This is a genomic window from Thermohahella caldifontis (assembly GCF_041153465.1).
GTDB classification, from domain to species: Bacteria; Pseudomonadota; Gammaproteobacteria; order Pseudomonadales; family Oleiphilaceae; genus Thermohahella; species Thermohahella caldifontis.
The window spans coordinates 2,170,939-2,192,240 of the sequence record NZ_CP154858.1; the positions used below are offsets into that span (position 1 = coordinate 2,170,939).

The 21,302-nt window shown below is 63.1% G+C and carries 22 protein-coding genes and 1 pseudogene; 11 read left to right on the forward strand and 12 right to left on the reverse strand.

Features of this window, described 5'->3' with window-relative positions:
* Positions 1-2 precede the first annotated feature (2 nt).
* The 11 genes from AAIA72_RS10495 to AAIA72_RS10545 all read right to left on the reverse strand — a co-directional run bounded on the left by AAIA72_RS10495 (position 3) and on the right by AAIA72_RS10545 (position 9,608).
* A complete protein-coding gene (locus tag AAIA72_RS10495) occupies positions 3-1,088 on the reverse strand; it encodes a chemotaxis response regulator protein-glutamate methylesterase (protein WP_369600268.1) in 1,086 nt (361 codons plus the stop codon).
* 39 nt (positions 1,089-1,127) lie between these two features.
* On the reverse strand, positions 1,128-1,754 hold the full coding sequence (cheD, locus tag AAIA72_RS10500; RefSeq protein WP_369600269.1) for a chemoreceptor glutamine deamidase CheD: 627 nt from the start codon (positions 1,752-1,754) through the stop codon (positions 1,128-1,130).
* A 2-nt stretch (positions 1,755-1,756) separates the two neighbouring features.
* Positions 1,757-2,593, reverse strand: a complete 837-nt coding sequence (locus AAIA72_RS10505; protein WP_369600270.1) for a protein-glutamate O-methyltransferase CheR — start codon at positions 2,591-2,593, stop codon at positions 1,757-1,759.
* A 2-nt stretch (positions 2,594-2,595) separates the two neighbouring features.
* Positions 2,596-2,871: an STAS domain-containing protein gene (locus tag AAIA72_RS10510; RefSeq protein ID WP_369600271.1), complete on the reverse strand. Its 276-nt coding sequence runs from the start codon at positions 2,869-2,871 to the stop codon at positions 2,596-2,598.
* Positions 2,858-3,388 (reverse strand): chemotaxis protein CheW, encoded by a 531-nt coding sequence (locus AAIA72_RS10515; RefSeq protein WP_369600272.1) that lies wholly within the window; start codon positions 3,386-3,388, stop codon positions 2,858-2,860. Before AAIA72_RS10515 ends, AAIA72_RS10510 begins: the two co-directional genes overlap by 14 nt.
* The gene (locus tag AAIA72_RS10520; RefSeq protein ID WP_369600273.1) at positions 3,369-5,693 is read right to left on the reverse strand and encodes a methyl-accepting chemotaxis protein; all 2,325 of its coding nucleotides are present in this window, start codon (positions 5,691-5,693) and stop codon (positions 3,369-3,371) included. The genes AAIA72_RS10515 and AAIA72_RS10520 overlap by 20 nt, the downstream gene beginning before the upstream one ends.
* The gene (locus tag AAIA72_RS10525) at positions 5,690-5,812 is read right to left on the reverse strand and encodes a hypothetical protein (RefSeq protein ID WP_369600274.1); all 123 of its coding nucleotides are present in this window, start codon (positions 5,810-5,812) and stop codon (positions 5,690-5,692) included. The genes AAIA72_RS10520 and AAIA72_RS10525 overlap by 4 nt, the downstream gene beginning before the upstream one ends.
* Positions 5,791-6,174, reverse strand: a complete 384-nt coding sequence (locus AAIA72_RS10530) for a chemotaxis protein CheW (protein WP_369600275.1) — start codon at positions 6,172-6,174, stop codon at positions 5,791-5,793. The genes AAIA72_RS10525 and AAIA72_RS10530 overlap by 22 nt, the downstream gene beginning before the upstream one ends.
* The gene (locus tag AAIA72_RS10535) at positions 6,167-8,299 is read right to left on the reverse strand and encodes a chemotaxis protein CheA (protein WP_369600276.1); all 2,133 of its coding nucleotides are present in this window, start codon (positions 8,297-8,299) and stop codon (positions 6,167-6,169) included. Before AAIA72_RS10535 ends, AAIA72_RS10530 begins: the two co-directional genes overlap by 8 nt.
* A 21-nt stretch (positions 8,300-8,320) precedes the next feature.
* Positions 8,321-8,683, reverse strand: coding sequence for a response regulator (locus AAIA72_RS10540; RefSeq protein WP_369600277.1), 363 nt, complete (start codon positions 8,681-8,683; stop codon positions 8,321-8,323).
* A gap of 76 nt (positions 8,684-8,759) precedes the next feature.
* Positions 8,760-9,608 (reverse strand): HDOD domain-containing protein, encoded by an 849-nt coding sequence (locus AAIA72_RS10545; RefSeq protein WP_369600278.1) that lies wholly within the window; start codon positions 9,606-9,608, stop codon positions 8,760-8,762.
* Between the two features lie 137 nt (positions 9,609-9,745).
* Here AAIA72_RS10545 and AAIA72_RS10550 point away from each other — a divergent pair, with 137 nt between their 5' ends.
* The 3 genes and pseudogenes from AAIA72_RS10550 to AAIA72_RS10560 all read left to right on the forward strand — a co-directional run bounded on the left by AAIA72_RS10550 (position 9,746) and on the right by AAIA72_RS10560 (position 11,166).
* The gene (locus AAIA72_RS10550) at positions 9,746-10,393 is read left to right on the forward strand and encodes a hypothetical protein (RefSeq protein WP_369600279.1); all 648 of its coding nucleotides are present in this window, start codon (positions 9,746-9,748) and stop codon (positions 10,391-10,393) included.
* A 144-nt stretch (positions 10,394-10,537) separates the two neighbouring features.
* Positions 10,538-10,876, forward strand: a pseudogene (locus AAIA72_RS10555) (MBL fold metallo-hydrolase); the annotation flags it as partial.
* A 62-nt stretch (positions 10,877-10,938) separates the two neighbouring features.
* Positions 10,939-11,166, forward strand: a complete 228-nt coding sequence (locus AAIA72_RS10560; RefSeq protein ID WP_369600280.1) for a hypothetical protein — start codon at positions 10,939-10,941, stop codon at positions 11,164-11,166.
* Here the strand turns inward: AAIA72_RS10560 and AAIA72_RS10565 are convergent.
* Complete coding sequence (locus AAIA72_RS10565) at positions 11,096-12,298, reverse strand: SpoIIE family protein phosphatase (RefSeq protein WP_369600281.1); 1,203 nt, start codon at positions 12,296-12,298, stop codon at positions 11,096-11,098. The two genes, AAIA72_RS10560 and AAIA72_RS10565, sit on opposite strands and share 71 nt — an antisense overlap.
* Before the next feature lie 132 nt (positions 12,299-12,430).
* On the opposite strand from AAIA72_RS10565, the gene AAIA72_RS10570 reads away from it, so the two are divergent.
* The 8 genes from AAIA72_RS10570 (at position 12,431) to AAIA72_RS10605 (ending at position 21,284) form a co-directional block, all read left to right on the forward strand.
* Positions 12,431-13,048, forward strand: a complete 618-nt coding sequence (locus tag AAIA72_RS10570) for a two-component system response regulator (RefSeq protein ID WP_369600282.1) — start codon at positions 12,431-12,433, stop codon at positions 13,046-13,048.
* A gap of 33 nt (positions 13,049-13,081) precedes the next feature.
* Positions 13,082-13,624: a hypothetical protein gene (locus AAIA72_RS10575; protein WP_369600283.1), complete on the forward strand. Its 543-nt coding sequence runs from the start codon at positions 13,082-13,084 to the stop codon at positions 13,622-13,624.
* Positions 13,625-13,641: 17 nt separating this feature from the next.
* Positions 13,642-14,613, forward strand: coding sequence for a protein-glutamate O-methyltransferase CheR (locus AAIA72_RS10580; protein ID WP_369600284.1), 972 nt, complete (start codon positions 13,642-13,644; stop codon positions 14,611-14,613).
* Positions 14,614-14,875: 262 nt separating this feature from the next.
* Positions 14,876-15,403, forward strand: coding sequence for a chemotaxis protein CheW (locus AAIA72_RS10585; protein WP_369600285.1), 528 nt, complete (start codon positions 14,876-14,878; stop codon positions 15,401-15,403).
* Positions 15,400-16,797, forward strand: coding sequence for a methyl-accepting chemotaxis protein (locus tag AAIA72_RS10590; protein WP_369600286.1), 1,398 nt, complete (start codon positions 15,400-15,402; stop codon positions 16,795-16,797). The genes AAIA72_RS10585 and AAIA72_RS10590 overlap by 4 nt, the downstream gene beginning before the upstream one ends.
* A 4-nt stretch (positions 16,798-16,801) precedes the next feature.
* Positions 16,802-19,831, forward strand: coding sequence for a response regulator (locus tag AAIA72_RS10595; protein WP_369600287.1), 3,030 nt, complete (start codon positions 16,802-16,804; stop codon positions 19,829-19,831).
* Complete coding sequence (locus tag AAIA72_RS10600; protein WP_369600288.1) at positions 19,828-20,883, forward strand: chemotaxis protein CheB; 1,056 nt, start codon at positions 19,828-19,830, stop codon at positions 20,881-20,883. The genes AAIA72_RS10595 and AAIA72_RS10600 overlap by 4 nt, the downstream gene beginning before the upstream one ends.
* Positions 20,883-21,284, forward strand: coding sequence for a chemotaxis protein CheW (locus AAIA72_RS10605; RefSeq protein ID WP_369600289.1), 402 nt, complete (start codon positions 20,883-20,885; stop codon positions 21,282-21,284). Before AAIA72_RS10600 ends, AAIA72_RS10605 begins: the two co-directional genes overlap by 1 nt.
* Positions 21,285-21,302 lie beyond the last annotated feature (18 nt).

Sequence of the window (21,302 nt, forward strand, 5' to 3'; positions counted from 1 at the left end):
GTTCAGCGTGTGTGGCTGCGGGCCAGAATGGCCCCGGCAATCTGCTCCAGAGGCAGCACTTCCCGGGCAGCTCCGATTTTCACTGCACGTCCCGGCATCCCCCAGACCACGGATGAGGCTTCGTCCTGGGCAATGGTCCAGGCGCCTGCCGTCTTCATGTTCAGCAGTCCCCGGGCACCGTCTTCGCCCATGCCCGTCAGCAGCACGCCAATGGCCTCCGGGCCTGCGTGCTCTGCCACGGAATCAAAGAGCACGTCCACACTGGGCCGGTGACGACTGACCCGGGGGCCCTTTTCCAGCTCGCAAACGTAGCCCTTGCCGTTCCAGCGTACCCGCAGGTGGTGGTCACCCTCGGCGATGACGACACGGCCCGGCCGCACCGCCATGCCCGGTTCCGCTTCCACCACCTCCAGCGGCAGCAACCGGTTGATGCGCGCGGCAAAGGACGCGCTGAACCCGGCGGGGATATGCTGGACAATGACGATGCCCGGCACCTCCGTGCCCAGCCCCGAAAGGACGGTCGTCAAGGCGTCGAGGCCGCCCGTGGAGGCCCCCATGGCGACAAGTTTGCGGGTATGGGCCGGCAGTGCCCCGGTCCGGGCACCGGCCTGGGCCGCGAGCATGGGTGTGCTGCGCCCACTCAGTGCCTGCAGGCGTTTCTGCCGGATGAGCAACACCTCCGGACTGACTGCCGCCGCCATGCGCAGCTTTTCCCGGATCTCGTCCGCCAGCGTCTCCAGTCCTTGACACAGGTCCCCCTGGGGCTTGCCTACATAGTCCAGTGCCCCGATTTCCAGTGCGTCGAGGGTAATCTGGCTGCCCTGCCGGGTCAGGCTGGAGACCATGATGACCGGCATGGGACGCAGGCGCATGAGGTTGCGCAGGAAGGTGAGGCCGTCCATGCGTGGCATTTCCACGTCCAGTGTGATGACGTCCGGGTTCAGGGCCTTGATGGCTTCGCGCGCTTCATAGGGGTCGCCCGCCTCACCCACCACCTCCAGATCCGGTGCGCCATTGATGATCTCGCGCAGCAGGGCACGCATCAGCGGTGAGTCATCCACGATCAGGACACGAACCGTTTTTGTCATCGTACACTCCTGTCAGTTTTCATCGGCGGCCCCGACTGCTCAGAAGAGATCCACCTCGCCGGCCACCGGCCCCTGGTCCAGAGTGCCACGGTAGCGCGTTTCACGCTGGATCAGGGTGTCGTTATGCAAGGATTCAAGCCGTTTGAGCAACACCTTGCCGCTGAGAGGATCATAGATGATCTTGCGCGGCTGCTGCCCGCCGAGATCAGCAGCCACGGCCCGGTAGCCTTCCAGTTGCAGGTATCGCTCGATGAATTCAATATTGCGTTCGCCCACGTCGCTAATCCCGGCTACCACCTTCGCGCCGCCGAACAGCTTGAACTCCAGGCGGCCGCGGCGAGCGCCCATCTTGAGCAGGGCATTGATCAGGTGTTCCATGGCGTGATTGCCGTACCGGAAGGCGGCACTGAGCAGTTCCGTGGGGCCATCATCGCTGTGCGGCAGCATGAAATGATTCATGCCCCCGCAACCCGCCTCCGGATCGCGCACACAGGCCGCGATGCAGGAGCCGAGCACGGTGCCGATGAGCTCATTCTGGCAGGTCACATAGAACTCACCGGGCAGAAGCTTGACCATCACACGCTCGCGGCGCTTGTCCCAGAACCGGTTGACATGCTCGAAACCGGGCGTGGGCGCAAAGGGCAATGCTTTTTTCCCGGGTCGCATGGTCAGTGCCCCTGCTTCTGGTAGAGGGTTCGCCCAACGGGACGGAACCGGTTACTGAGGCCATGCAGGCTTTCCGAGTGTCCCATGACCAGATAGCCTTCCGGCCGCAATGACTCGGCAAAGCGCTGAATCAGTGCCATTTTCGTGGGCTTGTCAAAGTAGATCACCACGTTGCGGCAGAAAATCACATCAAAGGGCTCGGTGTGCCGGAAGGGACGAACCAGGTTCAGCTGCTGAAATGCCACCCGCTCACGCAGCTCAGCCCGGACACGTGCCTTGCCCGCCTGCCGCCCCTTGCCGCGCAGGAACCAGCGCTTGCGAATGCGCTCATCCACACCGTCCAGGCGCTCAAGCGGGTAGATGCCCTGGCGCGCCGTGTCCAGCACGTCGGAATCGATGTCCGTGGCCAGCAGCTCGAAGGGCATGTTGGCCTCCGCGAGCGTGATGGCGATGGACCAGGGTTCCTCTCCGGTCGAACATCCGGCTGACCAGACCCTGAGGCGTGACTGACCTGCCGCCCGTGCGGCCGGGACAATCTGGTCACGCAGGTAGGCGAAATGGTGCGGCTCGCGAAAAAAGGAGGTCAAATTGGTCGTCAGGGCATTGATGAAGGGGGTGAATTCCGTCTCCCGGTGGGCTTCCAGATAATCTGCATAGTCGCGGAAAGAGGTCAGCCCCAAGGCTCTTAGCCGTTTCGCCAGCCGGGCATAGAACATTTCATATTTGGCGTCCGGTACCACGATGCCGGTATGCGCCTGGCTCAGCGCCCGCAACCGCTCAAAATCCGCCCATTCGAAGGCAAACTCCCGACGCGTTCCGGTGTCCGGGGTGTCGCCCATGATCATGCCTCGGTGTTGACCGGCAATGCTTCATCCAGTCCCAGATCACGCAAGGCGTCAACCAAAACGTCTGGCACGCCAACGAGGGTCAGGCGGCCTCCCGCCCGGGTCTGCCGCCTGGCCAGTACCAGCAGCAGCTGAATGCCCAGCGTATCCACCACTTCAACACCCGAGGCATCCAGCGTCAGGGCGCTGTCAGCGGGCTGGTCGTCAAACTGATGCCTGAGGTTCTCCACGTGCTGGATGGTCAGCGCACGGGGCAACTCAATCCGGTTCATGCTCTCCTCCCTGCGCCGCGGCAGCCGCAAACACTTCTGCAAAGCCGTCCGGATTGAGCAGCTGGTCCAGATCCACCAGCACAATCATTCGGTCATTGTGACGGATCATGCCCGACATGAAACGGGTGTCCAGCCGATGCCCCAACGTCGGTGGTGGCTGGATGGCCCCATCGGGCATGTCCACCACGTCCGCCACGCGATCCACCACCATGCCCATGACCGCCTCGGTGTCCGACACCTGCACGCTCACCACGATGATCACGGTTTCCCGGTCCGTGGTGGCATCCGGCAGACGGAAGCGCTTGCGCAGATCCACGACCGGCACGGCGCCCCCCCGAAAGTCCATGACGCCACTGACAAAGTCGGGCAGGTTGGGCAGCGGCCGGGGTGCCTGCCAGGCGCGGATTTCCCGGACACGCAGGATGTCCACGCCATATTGCTCGCCACCCAGCACGAAGGTCAGAGCCTGACGGTGCTGCCCGTCATTGACCGGATGCTCAGAACTCTTCCCATTCATCCTCGGAGTCCTCGGTCTTGCCGGGTTTGAGCGGGCTGACGATCTGGTCCGTAGCCGCGCCGGGCTTGTCTCCGGGAACACCATGGGGCGGCGCGGCAGCGACCTGGCGTGGGGCACCTGCGGTCACGGCCTCCACGCCGTCCACGCGGAAGAAGGCCACCTGATGCGCCATGGCATCCGCCGATTCGATGGCCGACTCGCTGGCCGAGGCCACCTCTTCGGCCAATGCCGCATTCTGCTGGGTGATCTCGTCCAGCTCGCTGACGGCACGGTTGACCTGCTCGATCCCGCTGCTCTGCTCTTCCGTGGCACCGGCGATGTCGGAAATGTAGCCGGTAACCTTCTTGACGTTGGCAATGATTTCCGCGAGAGCGTCACCCGATTCATTGACGAGCTTGCCACCGGCTTCCACCTTGCGCACGCTGTCTTCGATCAGCTCCTTGATTTCACGGGCCGAGGTGGCAGATCGCTGGGCCAGGTTGCGCACCTCCGTGGCAACGACAGCAAACCCACGGCCGTGCTCACCCGCCCGGGCCGCTTCCACCGAGGCATTGAGCGCCAGAAGGTTGGTCTGGAAGGCGATGTCATCGATGACTTCGATAATGTCCGAAATGCGGCTGCTGGCGGCATTGATTTCCTGCATGGAGGCGATGGTCCGGCGCACGATCTCACCGCCCTGTTCGGCCTTGCTCTGGGTCTGAACGGCCAGTTCGTTGGCTTCACGGGCGTTGGTCGCCGTATTCCGCACATTGGCGGCGAGCTCCTCCATGGCAGAGGCCGTTTCTTCCAGATTCGAGGATTGCTTTTCCGTACGCTCGGACAGCTGGCTGTTGCCGGTGGCCACTTCCGTCATGGCCTGCTGAATGGTCCGGGTGGACTGGACAATGGCACGGATGGCATGGTGCAGCTTGTCCACCGCATTGTTCAGTGCCCGGGCGATGGTGCCGTATTGCCCCTGGTAACCCGTGTCGAGGCTGACGGTCAGATCCCCGTTGGCGAGCGCCTCTGCCGTGCGCTGGACATCATCGAAGACCTTTTGGATCTGGTCCAGAATGGTATTGAGGCCACGGCTCAGATTGAGTGCAAAACCCTCCTTGTCCTCCAGCCCGATGCGCGCGTCCAGCTTGCCTGCGGCCGCCTTTTCCACCAGGTTCTGTATTTCCTGCTCCACCTTCAGCTGCTGGGTGATGTCCGCCCATTCGACCACGGACCCCAAGCGCTCGCCATCCGGCCCGATGACCGGGGCGGCCGTCAGGTCAAAATGGCGTGAGCCGATGGCAATGCGTGCCTTGTGCACGCCATTGAGGTGGCTCAGCAGCTGGCGCTGGTGGGCCGGATTCTTGTGAAACAGGTCGATGTTCTTGCCAATCAGGTCATCGGCACGAAAGTCGGGAAAGACCTCACGGATTTCCGCTTCCGCTACTTCGAACATCCGCTTGATCGCCGGGTTCATGTACACGATGTTAAACTGGTCATCAGCCACCATCACGTTGGTCGTGACCGTTTCCAGTGCCTGCCGCAGCCGGCTGATCTCCTCAAACTGGGTCTTCAGGTTTTGCTGCATGGCCCGCAGTTCGCCATACAGCCCCGGTCGCTGGTCATCCAGCGCCAGCCTGAGGTTGCCGGAACGGATCTGGCGCGCAATCTCCGCCACTTCGGCCGGCTCGCCCCCGATTTCCGCTTGCAGGAAACGCCAGAGCCTGAGCAGGTTCAGGGCGGCAATGACCATGACGGCCAGGACGCCCAAAGTCATGACCCAGCTGGCCAGGCTCACCGAAGCCAAGGTCCGTTGCACACGGGCATCCGCATCCGACACAATGGTCTCGCCAGCTTTTTCGAGTGCCGATTCCAGATCCTCAAAGGCTGACCGGAAGGCGTCGTTTCCTTGCTGAAAGGCCACCTCGTTCGTCGTCCGGAGCTGACGCCGGGCTGCCTCAAAGTACCGTTTCAGGGGCGTCTCCACGCGCTGGATCAGCTCGGCCTCCTCGTCCGTCAGCCTGAGTGCCCGCAGCCGCTCGTAAGTCTGCTGCATGGCACGGATGACGTCATCCGCCTCCGCTGCCACCTCCTCCATACCCGCCTGATCCTGCGCCAGCACGGCGGCCAGATGCCGATAGGTCGCCGCCTCCAACCCCTCGTGATACATGTCCAGGAGGGTGACCTCCCGAACCAGGTGCACGGCTTCGCCCGTGCTGTCGGCCGTTGTGCGGATATCCCGCAATTCGTATAGCGTCAGCGCTGCCAGAATGACCAGTGCCCCCACCATCAGGGTGGCAAACCGAATCATGGCCTGTCGGATACTCATGGGGTTTCTCCTTCCAGATCGGCCGGCAGGTGTCCGGCCCGGGTGTCAAACAGGGTGTCCAGATTCAGCAGGATGACCAGGCGGCCTGCATGTTCCGTCAGTCCGGAGACAAAACGCATGTCAATCCGGGAACGGAACCGGGGGCATCCTGAATGCGGGTCGCAGCGGCGGAAATCACGTCATTGAGCTGATCCACCACCAGCCCGCAGGTCTTGTCCCGGTCATTCTCCCGGCGGCCCACGAGAATGACCACCGTGTGCTTGTCAAAGGGGCGCGTGTTCAGGCTCAGGCGCCGGCGCAGGTCGGTGACCGGCACGATGGCACCGCGCACATTGACCAGCCCGCACTCCCAGGGGTCCGCGAAAGGCACTCGGGTCACCGTCTCCCAGCTGCGGATCTCGCGCACGCGCAGGATGTCGATGGCATACACTTCGTCGCCCAGCGAGAAGGTCAGGTATTCACGTGTGGCCGTATCACTCATGGGCAGCCGCCTCCTTTTCCTTCAGCAGGCCCATCAGCCCGTCCACATCCAGAATCAGGGCGACCCGCCCGTCACCCAGAATGGTCGCGCCGGACATGCCGGGCACACGCCGGTAATTGTCTTCCAGAGACTTGATGACAATCTGCTGCTGATTGAGCAGATCATCGACAAAAATGCCATAACGCTGGCGGTCCGTCTCCACGATCACGACGATGCCGTCCTCCAGTGCCGGCCGCATCGGCTGGTGGACACCCAGGATCTCCGCCAGCCGGATGACGGGCACATACTCACCACGCAGCTTGATGGTTTCGGTATCGCCACCCACGTAATGAATCATCGTCCGGTCCGGTTCCAGTGACTCCACAACCGAGACCAGCGGAATGATGTAGGTTTCATCCCCCACCCGGACCAGTTGTCCGTCCATGATCGCCAGCGTCAGGGGCAGGCGGATGATGAAGGTCGTGCCCTTGCCGGCTTCGGATTCCACGCTGATGCTGCCACCAAGGGCCTGCACATTGCGACGCACCACATCCATGCCGACGCCGCGGCCGGACAGATCGGTGACCGCCTCCTGGGTGGAGAATCCCGGCTCGAAAATCAGTTCGTCGATCTGCTGTGGCGTCAGCCGGGCGTCCGCCGGCACCACGCCCCGCTCACGCGCTTTCTGGAGCACCCGGTCACGATGGATGCCGCCCCCGTCGTCCGCCACTTCAATCACGATATTGCCCACCTGGTGGTATGCCCGCAACCAGACATGACCGGTCCGGGGCTTGCCCGCCGCCTCCCGGGCCTCTGGCGGCTCAATACCGTGATCGATGCTGTTACGGACGAGGTGAACCAAGGGATCGGTGATTTTTTCGATCACCGTCTTGTCCACTTCCGTGTTCTCGCCGGACATGACCAGTTCAATGTCCTTGCCCAGTTGCCGGCTGAGGTCCCTGACCATGCGAGGAAAGCGGCTGAAGCAGAAGCTGATGGGCAGCATGCGGATCTGCATCACGCCTTCCTGCAGGGCACGGGTCTGACGCTGGAGCTGGGCCAGCCCTTCGTGCAGGCGGTCGTAGCCCTGCAGCTCCGGTTCATCGCGCAGCATGTTGAGCATGGATTGAGTGATCACCAGTTCGCCGACCATGTTGATGAGTGCATCGACCTTGGGCAGATCCACCCGGATGGACTGACTGGCCGCCGCAACCGGCGTGACCGGTGTCCGGGGCCTGGGCGCGGTCTCCGTCGCGGGCTTTGGCGCGTCCCGGGGCGTGACCTGGCCGTCGCCCTCACCGGCAGGGGACGCCGCCTCCGTGTCCGCCGCCGGAGCCGGCGTTGTCGGTGCAGCTGCCGTCGGTGCGGTCGCCGGCCTGCCACCGGCTTCCCCGGACGAGGTCTCAGGGGAGCCCAGCACGGGTACCAGCGCCAGGTCGCATTCATCTTCCACCCAGCTGAACACCTCCTCGATGGTGTGCCGGGGTATGGCCTCATTCAGAATGATGGTCCAGCTCAGTTCCAGCCGCGTCGGGTCATACTCCGGCCAGGCCGGCAGCAGGCTGGTCTCACAGGTCACGGTGGCCGGTGCCAGTGCCATCAGCTCACGAATCAGCCGAAGCGGGTCGTTGCCGCGCTGTGCCAGTTCCGGATGGGGCTGAAACACGATCCGCCAGCCCGTCTGCACCGGTACCCCGGCTGGCTCCGGATCCGGGGCAGGCCGCTTGTCGCCGGCCGGACTGGCCGGTGCCGGATCGCGCCCGCTCAATGCCGCTTCGAGGCGGGCCTGCTGCGCCGCGCACAGGTCCCTGTCCGGCTCGCTACCCTCACGTGCAGCGGTGAGCAGCATGCGCAGACAGTCCACGCTGCCGAGCAGGATGTCCACCACGTCCTGATCCAGCGCACGCTGGCCACTGCGAATGCGGTCGAGCAGGTTCTCCATGACATGCGTGAAGTCCGCCACAGCCTGGAAGCCAAAGGTGCCGGCTCCGCCCTTGATGGAATGGGCGGCCCGGAAAATGGTGTTGATGGCTTCCGCGTCAGGCGTGTTGACATCCAGTGCCAGCAGCCCCTGTTCGAGCACATCCACGTTCTCGAAGCTTTCTTCAAAGAAGATGGCGTGAAACTGGCTCAGGTCGATGCTCATGTCCCGCTCTCCCGGGCCCGGCTAGCCCAGCACCTTCTTGATCACATTGAGCAACTGGTCCGGATTGAAGGGTTTGACAATCCAGCCGGTCGCACCGGCGGCCTTGCCTTCCGCCTTCTTCTCCGGTGCACTTTCGGTCGTCAGCATGAGCAGGGGTGTAAAACGGTACGCCGCATCCTGCCGCAACTGCCGGATCAGCGTAATGCCATCGATAACGGGCATATTCACATCACTGATCACCAGGTCAAAGGTCGTGGCCCGGGCCTTCTCCAGAGCCTGCTGGCCGTCCTCCGCTTCCTCCACCTCATGCCCGGCTGCCTTCAGGGTGAAGGCCACCATCTGCCGCATGGAGGCAGAATCGTCCACCGCAAGAATCTTTGCCATGATTGCCATTCTCTTTGTGAAATCCGTTCGACACTAAGTATAGCAAGGGATCTGAATCCTGCCGTTTTTTTTTGCGCTACTGGCCGAACAGCCGGGCCTCTGCGTCTTCCCGCAGGTCCAGCACGTCATCCGGCGTCAGACCAATCAGCTCCGTGACGGCCGCCTGATGGGCCAGCCAGAAAGGGGCTTCCTCAAAATGCTTCCAACGGAACTGGAATGCACGGGTCATCATCAGTGCGGCCATGGCCATGCTGTCCGGCAAGGGCAAGTCCGCCTCCAGAAACTCCTCCCGGGCATGACACAGGATGATCTTGAGCACATTGTCAGGCAGCCCCCAGCTGCGGGCCAGATAAAAGCTGACCACGGCGTGATCCGTGTGGTAGCGCTGATCCTCGATGTCCACCAGGCGCGCCTCCGGATGCGCGTCAGCCCAGGCCAGCGTCTGGTCGTAGTCCGGGAACCGGATGGCCATGGCCGCCTGACCGGCATTGTGAAAGAGGCCGATGGTGTAGAGGGTTTCGAGGGGCACATAGCGTTTGAGGTCGGTCTTGTCCCCGATAAAGTAAATCAGGTCCGCGCTCTGCTGGCTCCGTTCCCAGAAGTCCTCCAGCGAGATGCTGGCGGACTTGCCCTTGAAGGCCTGCCGGATCAAAAAGCCTGTGGCCAGGGCCGTGATCTTGCGGATGCCCAGCAACATGGTCGCCTGATGGATGTTGTCAATGCGCATGCGAAAACCGAAGGCCGGCGAATTGAGCGTCTTGAGCACAGCACCCGACAGGGCCACGTCCGACGTCACGGCACGCACGAGCGCATTCACGTCCGGCTCCGGCTGCCCGGCAATTTCCTGAATCCGGACCAGTACCTCCGGGCGCGGCGGGATATAAAAGGATTGCCCCACCTTGAGCAGGGTCTCGTCATCCAGCATGTCTGCACTCCTGATGTGATATCCACTTCATTGCGTGGTACCTAGCATAGCACCGGACTGGCCTTTCTGCCTGTGATTTGCAATACCACCGGAACCGGCTATTATTTAGTGCAGACACATCACCTTACGGACCCGTCATGCTGACTCCGGATGACATTGACGAGCTCTACACCGCCTACCATGGCCGCCCCATTCCGCGCTTTGTGGTCAGTGCCACGCTGGCGACGGAGCTGAGCAGCACCATCCGGGTCGCCCGACGGATTTCCATTTCCTCCAAGAACGCACAGGCCATCACCGCCCGTGCCGGGGCCTGGGGGCAGGGGTTTTCCGGCATCACGCAGTTCATTGACGAGTTTTCACGCAACACCATCGACTGCGCCAACCGCATCAGCGACACCTCGCAACACCTGTCCCAGTCCGCGGTCACGCTCATTGCGCGGCGCAGCATGGCCGGGAAGCTCGCCCGGGTGGTGGCGGCAGACCCTGGCAACGCCGAGGTCAGGGCGCTGCACGAGCGTTACCGGAAAAATGCGGCCGAACTGGAGGCCGCCAACGAGCGCAGCTTCAGCCAGTTACACAAATTGATCGAGGAAATCCGGGACTGTACCCGGGCACTCAATTCGATCGTGGCCACCTGCCGGATCGAGGCGTCCAGGGCCGGACCCTTTCAGCAGGCGCTGTTTGTGATCGCCGCCGACATCGAAGAGGCCGCGGGTGAAATTGACGAGCGCATCAAGGTCGGCCGCAAGATTCTGGACATGCTCGGCCGGGCCACCACGCATTGAACGGAAACGGACAGGACGTTAGCCATGCTTACTCAGACCCTGCTTGAATGCAAGACACACCGCTGGATCATCTGCGGCCGGGATCCGGAAAAACCGGAAAAGATTCTGGATACCAACCAGTATCTGGTGCGCACGGATACCCGCATGGTCATTCTGGATCCCGGCGGCATCGAACTCTTTTCCAGCATGCTGGCCTGCGCCCTGAAGCATGCCCCCATCCACGAGATTACGGATCTGTTTGCCTCCCACCAGGACCCGGACATCATCTCCTCCCTTGGGCTCTGGGACCAGGCGCTGCCCAAGGCTCGCCTGCACGCCCCCTGGTTGTGGGAGGGCTTCATCCGCCACTTCGGCATGCATCATATCGAGTACGTACCCATCCCGGACGAAGGCGGCGAAATCAACCTGGGCAGCGTGAGCCTGCAGATCATCCCGGCGCATTACCTGCACTCCTCCGGCAACCATCACATCTATGACCCGGAGCTGAAAATCCTCATGTCCGGCGATGTGGGAGCGGCCCTGGAACCCGGCCAGCCCCCCTGTTCGTGGAAGACTTCAACGCCCACATTCGCCACATGGAGTACTTCCACAAGCGCTGGATGCCCTCCAACTTCGCCAAGAATGACTGGATCAAGCGGGTGCGTCAGCTGGACATCGAGTACCTGGCGCCCCAGCATGGGCGCATCTTCCGCGGCGATGACGTCAAGCGCTTTCTCGACTGGTTCGAGCGGCTCGAAGTGGGCATTGGCGTCCAGGCCAGTTACCGGCACTGAGCCGGGACCGCGCCACCCCGAACTTCCACCAGCGTGACACCCCGGGGGCGGCCGTGTCTTCGCTCCCCTGTGCCCACCGCTCACGGACCCGCTCGAGTGCGTCACCCTCCGGGGCCAGCAAGGCGTGCAACCCCGCCTCGCCCAGGGGGGCCCCGTTACAGGGGCTTTCGGTCAGGGCCTCGGTATAGAGAAACAGCCGGTCGCCCTCGCCCAGCGGGACGGTGACCGGCTCACTGACGAAGCGTTCGTCCGGCAGGATGCCCAACGGAGGATGGGTGGAATTCACATAATAACGCACGTCGCCCCCTTTCCCGATGACCTTGCCATCCGGGAGCCCCCCGCACCAGAGCCGCACCTGTGAACGGTCTGCACTCACTTCCGCCAGGGTGGCTGCCAGAAACATCTGTGCCGGCAATACCTCATGCAGAAGCCGGTTGATGTCCCGCACCGCGCCCGCCAGATCGTGACCTTCCCGCGCCATCTCGAAGAACCGGTGATACACCGGCAACGCGGCCACCATGGCGGAGAGCCCGTACCCGGTGAAGTCGCCCAGCAGCACCCAGGCGCCTCCATCCGGGCGCTCGTGCATGAGCAGAATGTCACCGTTAAGGGTGGACGTCTCGCTGTGCAAGGCACGGATACCCGGCAAGCTCTCCCGGTTCCCCGCCAGCGCCTGCCTGAGAATATGGCGGCAGACCGCCACTTCCTGCTCCATACGCGCCCGCCACGCCTGCAGCTTGCGGTTCTGGTGTCGCAGACGGTTGGCCATGCGGGCCCAGCGGTCAAAGGCGGCCAGCTTGGCCTCCAGCACCCGCATATCCACCGGCTTGTTGACAAAGCCGTCACCGATTTCCAGGCATTGCACCAGGCGTTCGGGTTCCGATACCACCGTGAGGAACAGAATGGGGAGATAGGGTTCGGCACACACCTTGCGGATGGCCCGGGCCGTCTGGCAGCCATCCATGCCCGGCATCAGCACGTCCAGCAGCACCACGTCCGGCCGGTCGGCCTGAACGGCATCCACCGCCTGCAACCCGGTTTCACATTGCACCACCGTGTGTCCGGCCGCCTCAAGGTTCAGCGCCACCCACTGGCGCAGTTCGGGATCATCATCCACCACCAGAATCTGCATGTTGCCGACACCTCCATGGAAGATCTGTTTACAGCATAGTCAGGTTTCGCCAGGCTGCACACATCCGTCAACACCCGATCCGGAAATGGTCTACACTCAATCAGTCACCATTTAACGGACAAGGAGAGGGACATGGCACTTCACCGGCTGATTGTGGTGGATACCACCGCGACGGAAGCACTCATGGCGCATCTGGCCGGACAGTTCGAGGTGAGCCTGGTTGGCCCCGACGCCATTCGGGCCATCACCAACCCGGAAGCCTATCGGCTGATTCTCGTTGGCCCGGCGGTGAGCGCCGACAACAGCCTGGACATTCTGAGCACAATCAAGCACGATCCGGCACTGGCCGGGATCCCGGTGGTGCTGGTTTCCGCGGATGATGATATCGATCACAAGGTCAGCGCCTTTGACCAGGGCGCCGAGGATTACCTGTGTATCGATACCCCGCGCGATGAGTTCTTGGCCCGCCTGAACCGGGCGATCATGCACCGCATCGCCAATGAACAGATGCAAAAACAGCTGCAGATGGCTCAGGAAGTGGCCATGGTCGCCATGACCGATACCAGTGATCTGGGCATCAACATGCATTTTCTTCTCGATGCCAACCGTTGCAACGATTTCAATGAACTGGGGCTGCGCCTGCTCCAGGCCACCCGCCAGTACGGACTCAAGTGCAGCCTGCAGATCCGCGGCCGCTTTGAAGAAAAGAACCTGGAATCTAACGGCATGCCCAAGGATCTGGAGACCTAGCTTCTCCATCATCTGAAGGATCAGGGCCGACTCGTGCCCTTTGGCAGGCGGCTGGTGGTCAACTATGACCAGGTATCACTGCTGGTGAAGAACATGCCGGTGGACGATGAGAAACGTTGCGGCACCCTGAAGGACAACCTGTTCTACCTGGTTCAGGGCTGTGACGCCCGCGTCAAGGCCCTGGATGACGCCCACGCGCTGGCCTCGGAAATGCGACTGCTCATGACCCTGACCGAACGGATCGAACGCACCCTGCACACCGTGGATGAAGCCTACCAGCTGCTGACCAACGAAATTGTGTCGGAGGTGGAACGGCTTGCGGAAGAAGTGGACATGCGCATCCTGACACTGGATCTGACGGAAGAGCAGGAAGAGACATTATCCGCCGTGCTGAAAGAAACGGTGGAACGAACCAACGCCGCATTCAACCGGGGTTTGCGGGTCGATCAGAGCACCCGTGACCTGATCCAGCAGTTGCAGCAGATTCTCACCGACACCTCGCCTACCCGCCGGGCACGCATGCTGGAACAGATTATCCGGAAGCTGGAAGAAGATCCCCTGGCAGCCCGACACTGAGCCCGACCGAATTGCCGATGAAACCGTCTCCTGTTCTTGACGCACTGCGAAAACGACTGGGCATGCCGGAGGATCATCCCCGCCTGCACGAACTCCAGGCCTGGGTGGAGACCTGGCTGCCCGACAGCTACCGGAACGCCGAACGGTTCACTCCCGAACAACTGCCCGAAGCGGCCCGCCAGGCGCTCATCAGTGCCATCAGCGTGCCCGAATCCTGGTTCTGGCGCTACCCTGCCCAGTTGCAGCGTGTGGTGGAACGGGTCCGAAGCCTCCCGGCCAATGCTGCGCCCCTGGAAATCTGGTCCGCCTGCTGTGCCGGCGGGGAAGAACCCTATACCCTGCTGCTGATGCTGGAAGCCTGCGGTCTGGCGGACCGGGTCCGGATTGTGGCCACGGACATCAACCCGGACAAGCTCCGGCAGGCACAGGACGGCGTCTACAGCGCGCGGGCCGTCAGGCAGATTCCCGAGTCCATCCGCCGGAAAGCGTTCACGCAACAGGGCTACCATTATGTGCTGAGCGCCGCATACCGGGACCGCATTCGCTTCGATCGCCTTGACCTGCTTGCCTTTGCTGCAGGTCAGGTTCAGGCACCGCTGCCGCGGCCGGATGTCATCCTCTGTCGCAATGCGCTGATCTACTTCGACCGGCACCATCAGACGGCCATCACCGACGCCTTCCTTCGGGTGACCCGCCCGGGTGCCTGGCTGCTGCTCGGACACAGCGAGCGCCTGCCCCTGACCCGAGACGTCTCCGGCCCCTGCTGGCAACTGATCACGGCTGCAGATCACACCCTTTACGAGCATGTCCGGCCCGTCGCAGGCCAGCCGGTGACAGCGCAGGCAAGGCATACGGTGACCGGCCCGCGGGCCGTACCCCAAAACCGCGATGGCACTGGACCCGCAGCCTCACCGGTCCCTGCGCCCGCGCGCCCGTTCACAGTTAACGGGGAGAGCCCTCCCCCCATCTCAAGGCCCGGGCATTTCTGACCGAGGCACAGCACACCCAGGACCCTGAAGCCACGATTGTCCTGTGCCGCAAGGCCCTGTATCTGATCCCAGACCTGCCGGAAGCCCACTGGCTGCTCTGGAAGGCTGCCCGGCGAGCGGGCCATGATGCCCTGGCAGGCCGCCATGCCCGATTGCTGCGGAAATGGCTGGACAGCCTTGCGCAACCCACTATGCTTAAAGTGGAGCCGCCTGTCAGCAGCGAGGAGGTCAGTGCGGCGCTGACCGATGAGGGATCCGGTAAATGACACAACCACTGCCCGAAACACTGTTGCGCCAACGCGCCCAGACACTGGCCGCGCCCAGGCTGGACGACAAGACCACGGAAGCCCCGCTCACCCTGATGACACTGCATGTGGACGAGGAAACCTATGCGGTGCCCGCGGAACAGGTCATTGAGGTGGTGACCGCACCGCAGACCACACACCTCCCCGGTCAGCCCGATGCCCTGCGCGGCGTTTTCAACTACCGGGGTCGCCTGCTGGCCCATGTGGATCTGGGCTGCTGGCTCGGTCATCCGCCGGCGGAACCGGATCACCTGCTGATCCTGCAAGTGGACTCGGACCTCTTCGGCCTCTCGACAGGCGTGCTGGGCGATACGCTCAGCTGCGACCCGGCAGCCCTCGATCCGCGCGTGGATCCCTATACCACACTGGAAACGGGTCGGTTCACCGGTGTGCTGATGGACGAAGGCCGGCCCGTACTGGTCGTGAATCTGAATACCCTGACTGAGCACATCAAGACCAGTCTGTCCGGAGGACATTCCCAATGACACTGTTTGAACGCAAAACCCTGATCCAGCGGATCGCCATCATCCCGGGCCTCTTTGCCCTGATTATGATCCTGCTGCAGGTCTATCTTGAAGTGGCGGATACCGGCCTGCGAACGGAAGCGGCGCGCCTCAATCTGCTCAATGAAATCGAGCGCAACGCGGAAGAAGTCGTCCTGCAGCGGGCGATTCTGAATGATCCGGCCGAAGCGCGACGGGCGCTGGAATCGGTACTGGAAGACCTGACATTGCTGCGCGAGGGTGGAACAATGACCTTCCAGGGTGTCGCCCTGGAGTTGCCTGCCTTTGAAAGTTCCCGGCGGGACCTGCTGAACGCCATGGCCGGCGCACTTCATTCCCTCGAAACCAACCTCGTCAACCCGGAAGATCACACCGGGTGGGAAACCTCCCTGCGCAACCTCCTGCGGACCTCCGCCCAACTGCGCAAGCAAGTGAATCAGCGTATAGAGGCCGACAGCAATCAGCGCCTGCTGGTGGGCCGGATGGGTACACTGGCCGCCGTGCTGACGGGCCTGCTGATCTCCGGCTGGATTCTGTTCACCACACGCCGGCAGCTGGCCAGCATTGCCGAAACCCTGAAGAAAAACAGCAGCGACCTGGCCAGCGCAGCCCAGGAGCAGCGGGCCCAGATCGTCCAGCAATCTGCCTCGGTGAACGAAACCACCAGCGCATCGGCCGAGCTCAAAGCCTCCCAGAAAGAGGTGCTGGAACATGCCAATCAGGTGGAAGGATTGTCCCAGCAGGCTGTGGATGTCGTCGAGAAAGGCCAGTCGGCCATGCAGTCCACCCTGCAATCCCTGACCGGCATCGAAGCCAAGAACCAGGCCACCGCCGACCGGATTCTCAATCTTTCCGAGCGATCACAACAGATTGGCCGGGTTGTTGACGCCATTCAGGAAATCACCGACCAGATCAACCTGCTGGCACTCAATGCCAGCATCGAAGCGGCACGGGCGGGCGAACACGGCAAGGGCTTCACCGTCGTCGCTGCGGAAGTGCGCAAGCTGGCCAACCGCACGCGCGAATCTGCCGATGACATTGCCAACATGATCCGGGACATGCAGAACTCCACCAGCGCCACCGTACTGGCCACCGAGGAAAACCTCAAGAGCGTGCGTCAGGGTCAGGAGGCCGCCACGCATACCTGCGACATCTTCGAGCGGATCGTGCAACTGGTTCAGGACAGCCACACGTCCTCCCGGCAAATCCGTATCGCCTGTGAACAGCAGGCACTGGCCACCTCCGAAATCAATCAGTCCATGGAGCAGATCAACGTGGGCATGAGGGAAACCATCCAGGCAGTGGAGGAAATTGTCTTTACGGCCACCGAGCTGTCCGCCATGAGCCAGCAGGTGGAACGTCTGGTTGGCCGGTGAGGCCATGATGGACCCGTTGCGCCAGCTGTTTCAGGAAGAGGCCCGCCAGCACCTCGGTGAGCTGGAGGCGGCGCTCATGCGCCTGGAACAAGGCAGTGATGACGCGGACCAGGATCAGGCCTGCCGTCATCTGCATACCCTCAAGGGACTGTGCCGGCTGAACGGCATGGAAGCGGCCGCCGACTGGGTGCACCGGGTGGAGGATGCGGTCATTACCCGGCCGGATGCCGGTACCTGGACCGCACTGCTGGATCAGTTGCCCGCCCTGCAGACCGCCATCGATCATTTCTGTGAAGACCAGCCCTGGGCGCTGCCCGAACTGCAGCCACCGCTGGTGGCCACGCGGCAGGATGAGGAGACCCTGCCAGCCCTGCCGGCGCTGAGCAGCCGGGAGCTGCCCGGTTACATGACCGGGCCCGAACAGCTCAGACTGCGGGAATACCTCACCAATCCGGAACTGGTCCTCTGGGAACTGGCCTACAGCGGCCCGGCAGAAACCCTGATTGACCTGCTGAATCATCTGGAACCGCTGGGTGACGTTTATGAATATCTGGTGCTTTATCAGTTCACACCACCGCGGCTGGAAGCCCTGCTCCTGACCCCCAGGGACCGGGCCCCCTCAGACCTGACGCTGCCCGACGGGGTGGAATGTCTGCTCTGTACCCGGCGCTGGCCACCTGATCATGACCCGCCCTCCGCTCCCGACGCCCCGGCCACAACCGGACAAGACAGCCCTGCCCGAACGGAAGCACCGGCGGAAGAGGCAAGTGCACCGGCAGCCAGCAAGGCCGAGGCCTTCCAGGCCAGGCTCAAGGCCCTGCGGCTGGACTTTGCCCGGGACAAATCCCTCGAACTGGAAGAGACCATCAACCAGATCCTGCAACTGAGCCAGCCTGATTCCGGTGCCGCACTGGATGAGGTTTTCCGCCAGTTTCACAGCCTCAAGGGTGCCGGCGGCACACACGGGCTGCAACCGGTCACGACACTCAGTCACGCGGTGGAAACCCTGCTCGCCCGGGTCCGTGACGGCGAACTGACGCTGTCCGAAAGGCATGTGGATCTGCTGGTGAGCGCCGCGGACACGCTCCGCGCCATGCTGGATGCCGCGGCCGGGGATCAGCCCTGCCCGGAAGCCCCGGCAGACCTCATTCAGGCACTGGAGCAGGCCGCCGGTGAACTGAGCTCCCCGGCCCGGAAGCATGCGCCTCAACCCCGGGAACCGGAACCCAAACCGGCACCCGACGCCACGCCTGCAAGCGGGACGGCAGCGCCGCCGGATCGCACACCCTGCTCTCCTGCACCTGCCCGGGAAGTGCCAGCCGAGGTTCTGGTGCGCATTCCCCTGAGCCGGGTGGATACACTCATCAACCTGACGGGTGAACTCAGTCAGGTACAGACCTCCCAGGCCCACCTGCAGGGCGCCCTGCGCCAGCTGGCCCGCAAGCTCGATAACGCCGGTCATCTCTGGCGTCAGCTAGACAGCCAGCACGACCTCAGTCCCGAACTGCGCTATCAGCTCATGCAGACGCTGGGCAGACGATTGCAGGAAACCACCCGGATCGCCGGTCAGCTTGCGCAGGACACCGAGACACTGGCCGATGCCGGCATGCAGCACACGGACCGGCTCATTTCCGAAGCCCTCAGCCTGCGGGCCGTGAGCGTGGATCAGCTGTTCAGCCAGTTACCCCGTCTGGTCAGGGATACCGCCCGCCAGACGGGCAAGCAGGTCACACTGGAAACCCAGGCCAACGCCGCAGAAGTGGATACCCATGTGCTGGAACGCCTGCGCGAACCCCTGATTCACATGGTGCGCAACGCCATTGATCACGGTATCGAAACAGCGGAGGAACGCAAGGCCCTGGGCAAGCCCGAACAGGCCACCCTGCGCATCAGCGCCCACTCGCAGGGCAGCCGGGTGCTCATGCGCATTGAAGACGACGGCCGCGGACTGGATGCACGCATCCTGAAGGACAAGGCACTGGCCAAAGGGCTGATTCAGGCGGACGATGCCCAGCGCATGACGCCCGAGCAGGCATGGCAGCTCATCTTCCTGCCCGGCTTCTCCACCCGGGATCAGGCCAGCCAGGTCTCCGGCCGGGGTGTGGGCATGGATGTGGTGCGTCATGCCGTGGAAAGCCTCGGCGGCCATATCCGTATCCAGAGCACCCCGGGACAGGGCACCGCATTTGAACTGGTGCTGCCGGTCAACCTGTCCATCTCGCCGGTCATCCTGTTGCGTGCCGGCGGCCTCACCTGCGCGATTCCCAAGGATCGCATCGAGCACCTGCTCAAGCCCGATCCGACAGACATTCACACCGCCAATGGCCGGCCGGCGCTGACACGGGACGGCCAGGCCCTCCCTCTGTACCGCCTGGATGACATGCTGGGTGAAAGCGGCCGCCCGGACCTGCCCCCCTTCGTGCTGGTGGTGCACTCGGTGGATGGCCCCATGGGGGTGCTGGTGGATGCCATTCTCGACGAACAGTGGGTCATGATCCGCCCCTTCGAGGGGCTGATTGCCGAACTCCCCGGCTATGCCGGTGGCTGCATCAGCCCGGACGGACAGGTCATCCCCATTCTGGATCTCAATGCCCTGCTGCCCCGGGCCCGGCACATCCGCACACAGCCGGGCAGCACCATCACAAAGGCCGACCGGCGCCCCACCCTGCTGGTTGCCGAAGACTCGCTGATGACCCAGCAGCTCTATCGCAGCGTCCTGGAAGGGGCCGGATTCCGGGTCATTGTCGCCGATCATGGACTGGATGCCTGGAAGGTTCTCCAGGATGAAACCGTGGACTTGGTCATCAGCGACATCCAGATGCCGGAAATGAACGGGCTTGAACTGACCCGCCTGATCCGCAAGGACACCCGGCTGCGTCATCTGCCGGTCATTCTGATCACCTCGCTGGAAAACGATGCCGAACGGGAAGCCGGGCTGGAAGCCGGTGCAGATGCCTACCTTTTCAAGAGTCGCTTCCTGCAGACGGAACTGCTGGAACGGATCCGCCTGCTGACCGGGGAGGTTTCCACATGACACCGGTGCGTCTTGTCATCGCCGAAGACACCCTGTCCATGCAGGCCATCCTGCAACAGATCTTCACACCGGATCAGGGCTTCGAACTTCTGGCACTGTGCAACAACGGACGGGAGCTCATCGAGGCCGTTGCCCGCAACCGCCCCGATGTCATCATCACGGATCTGGACATGCCGGTCATGGATGGGGTGACAGCCATTCAGACTCTCCGGCAACGCTGGCCCGACATTCCCATACTGGTGTTCTCCAACAGTTTCATCCTGCACCGCAGCCGCGGTTCGCTCAGTGCGGCAGATGTAGGCGCCACCGACATCCTGTTCAAACCGCCCAGCGTATCCCGCCAATCCCTGCCCCAGATCGCCGGGCTGCTGCGGGAGCGTGTCAGGGCGGCGGCCAGTGCCCGGCCCGTACCCGCCACCACCCGGCCCAAGGGGCCTGCACAGGCTTCAGAAGCGGATGTGGCGCCACTGCTCCGGCGCTGGCCAAGGATTGATTACATCGCCATCGGCACTTCCACCGGCGGCCCCCAGACACTGCGCACGGTACTGGGCCGCCTGCCCAAACTTTTCCGGCAGACGGTACTGGTCACCCAGCACATGGACGCGGCCTTCATGCTGCAGTTTGCAGACTGGCTCGACACACAGATTGCCCCAAGGGTCCGCATTCCCGGGCAAGGTGAACGCCTGCGCCCCGCTCATGTCTATGTGGCACCCGGTGATGTCCACATGACCGTGGAACAGGACACGATCAGGCTATCCTCCGCCCCGCCCGAACACAGTTGCCGGCCCGCCGCGGATCCCCTGTTCCGCTCATTGATTCCGCATGCGCGCCACACCTGCGCCCTCGTGCTGACGGGTATCGGTCAGGATGGCGCCCTGGGCCTGAAGCAACTGCGCGAGGCCGGAGCGCTGACACTGGCTCAGGACGAAGACAGCAGCGTGGTCTGGGGCATGCCGGGGACGGCGGTGCGCCTGGGTGCCGCCGAGGCAGTCTGGTCCGACCATGCGCTCGCCGGCTTTCTGGAAACCCTGACCACCCGCAAGGAGGACTGATGCTGGTTCTCAGACTGCGCTGCGCCGATCATGAACTGGCCCTGCCACTGGAGGCGGTAACCGAGGTGCTGCCCCCGGCCTGGATCGAGCCTGTTGAAGATGCCGCACCGCCTCTGGTCGGTACGCTGAACTGGCACGGCGAAATTCTCTGGGCCGTGGATCTGGATCTCTGGTTCGGCCATCCCCGGCACACCCTGACCCGGGACAGCCGCCTGCTGGTCGTCACCCAGGGCGGAAGCCGGCTGGTGCTGATTTGCCCGGAAGTGGAGGATGTGGCCGAACTGGAAAGCCTCGCCGCAGCACCCGCGCCACACCATGAACGCATCCGGGCCGTGGGTCGTCATGGCGAAGTTCAGGTACAGGTACTCAATCTGGACCGGCTCTTCGGTCATCTTGCCTGAAGGCCTTTACGGCAGGGG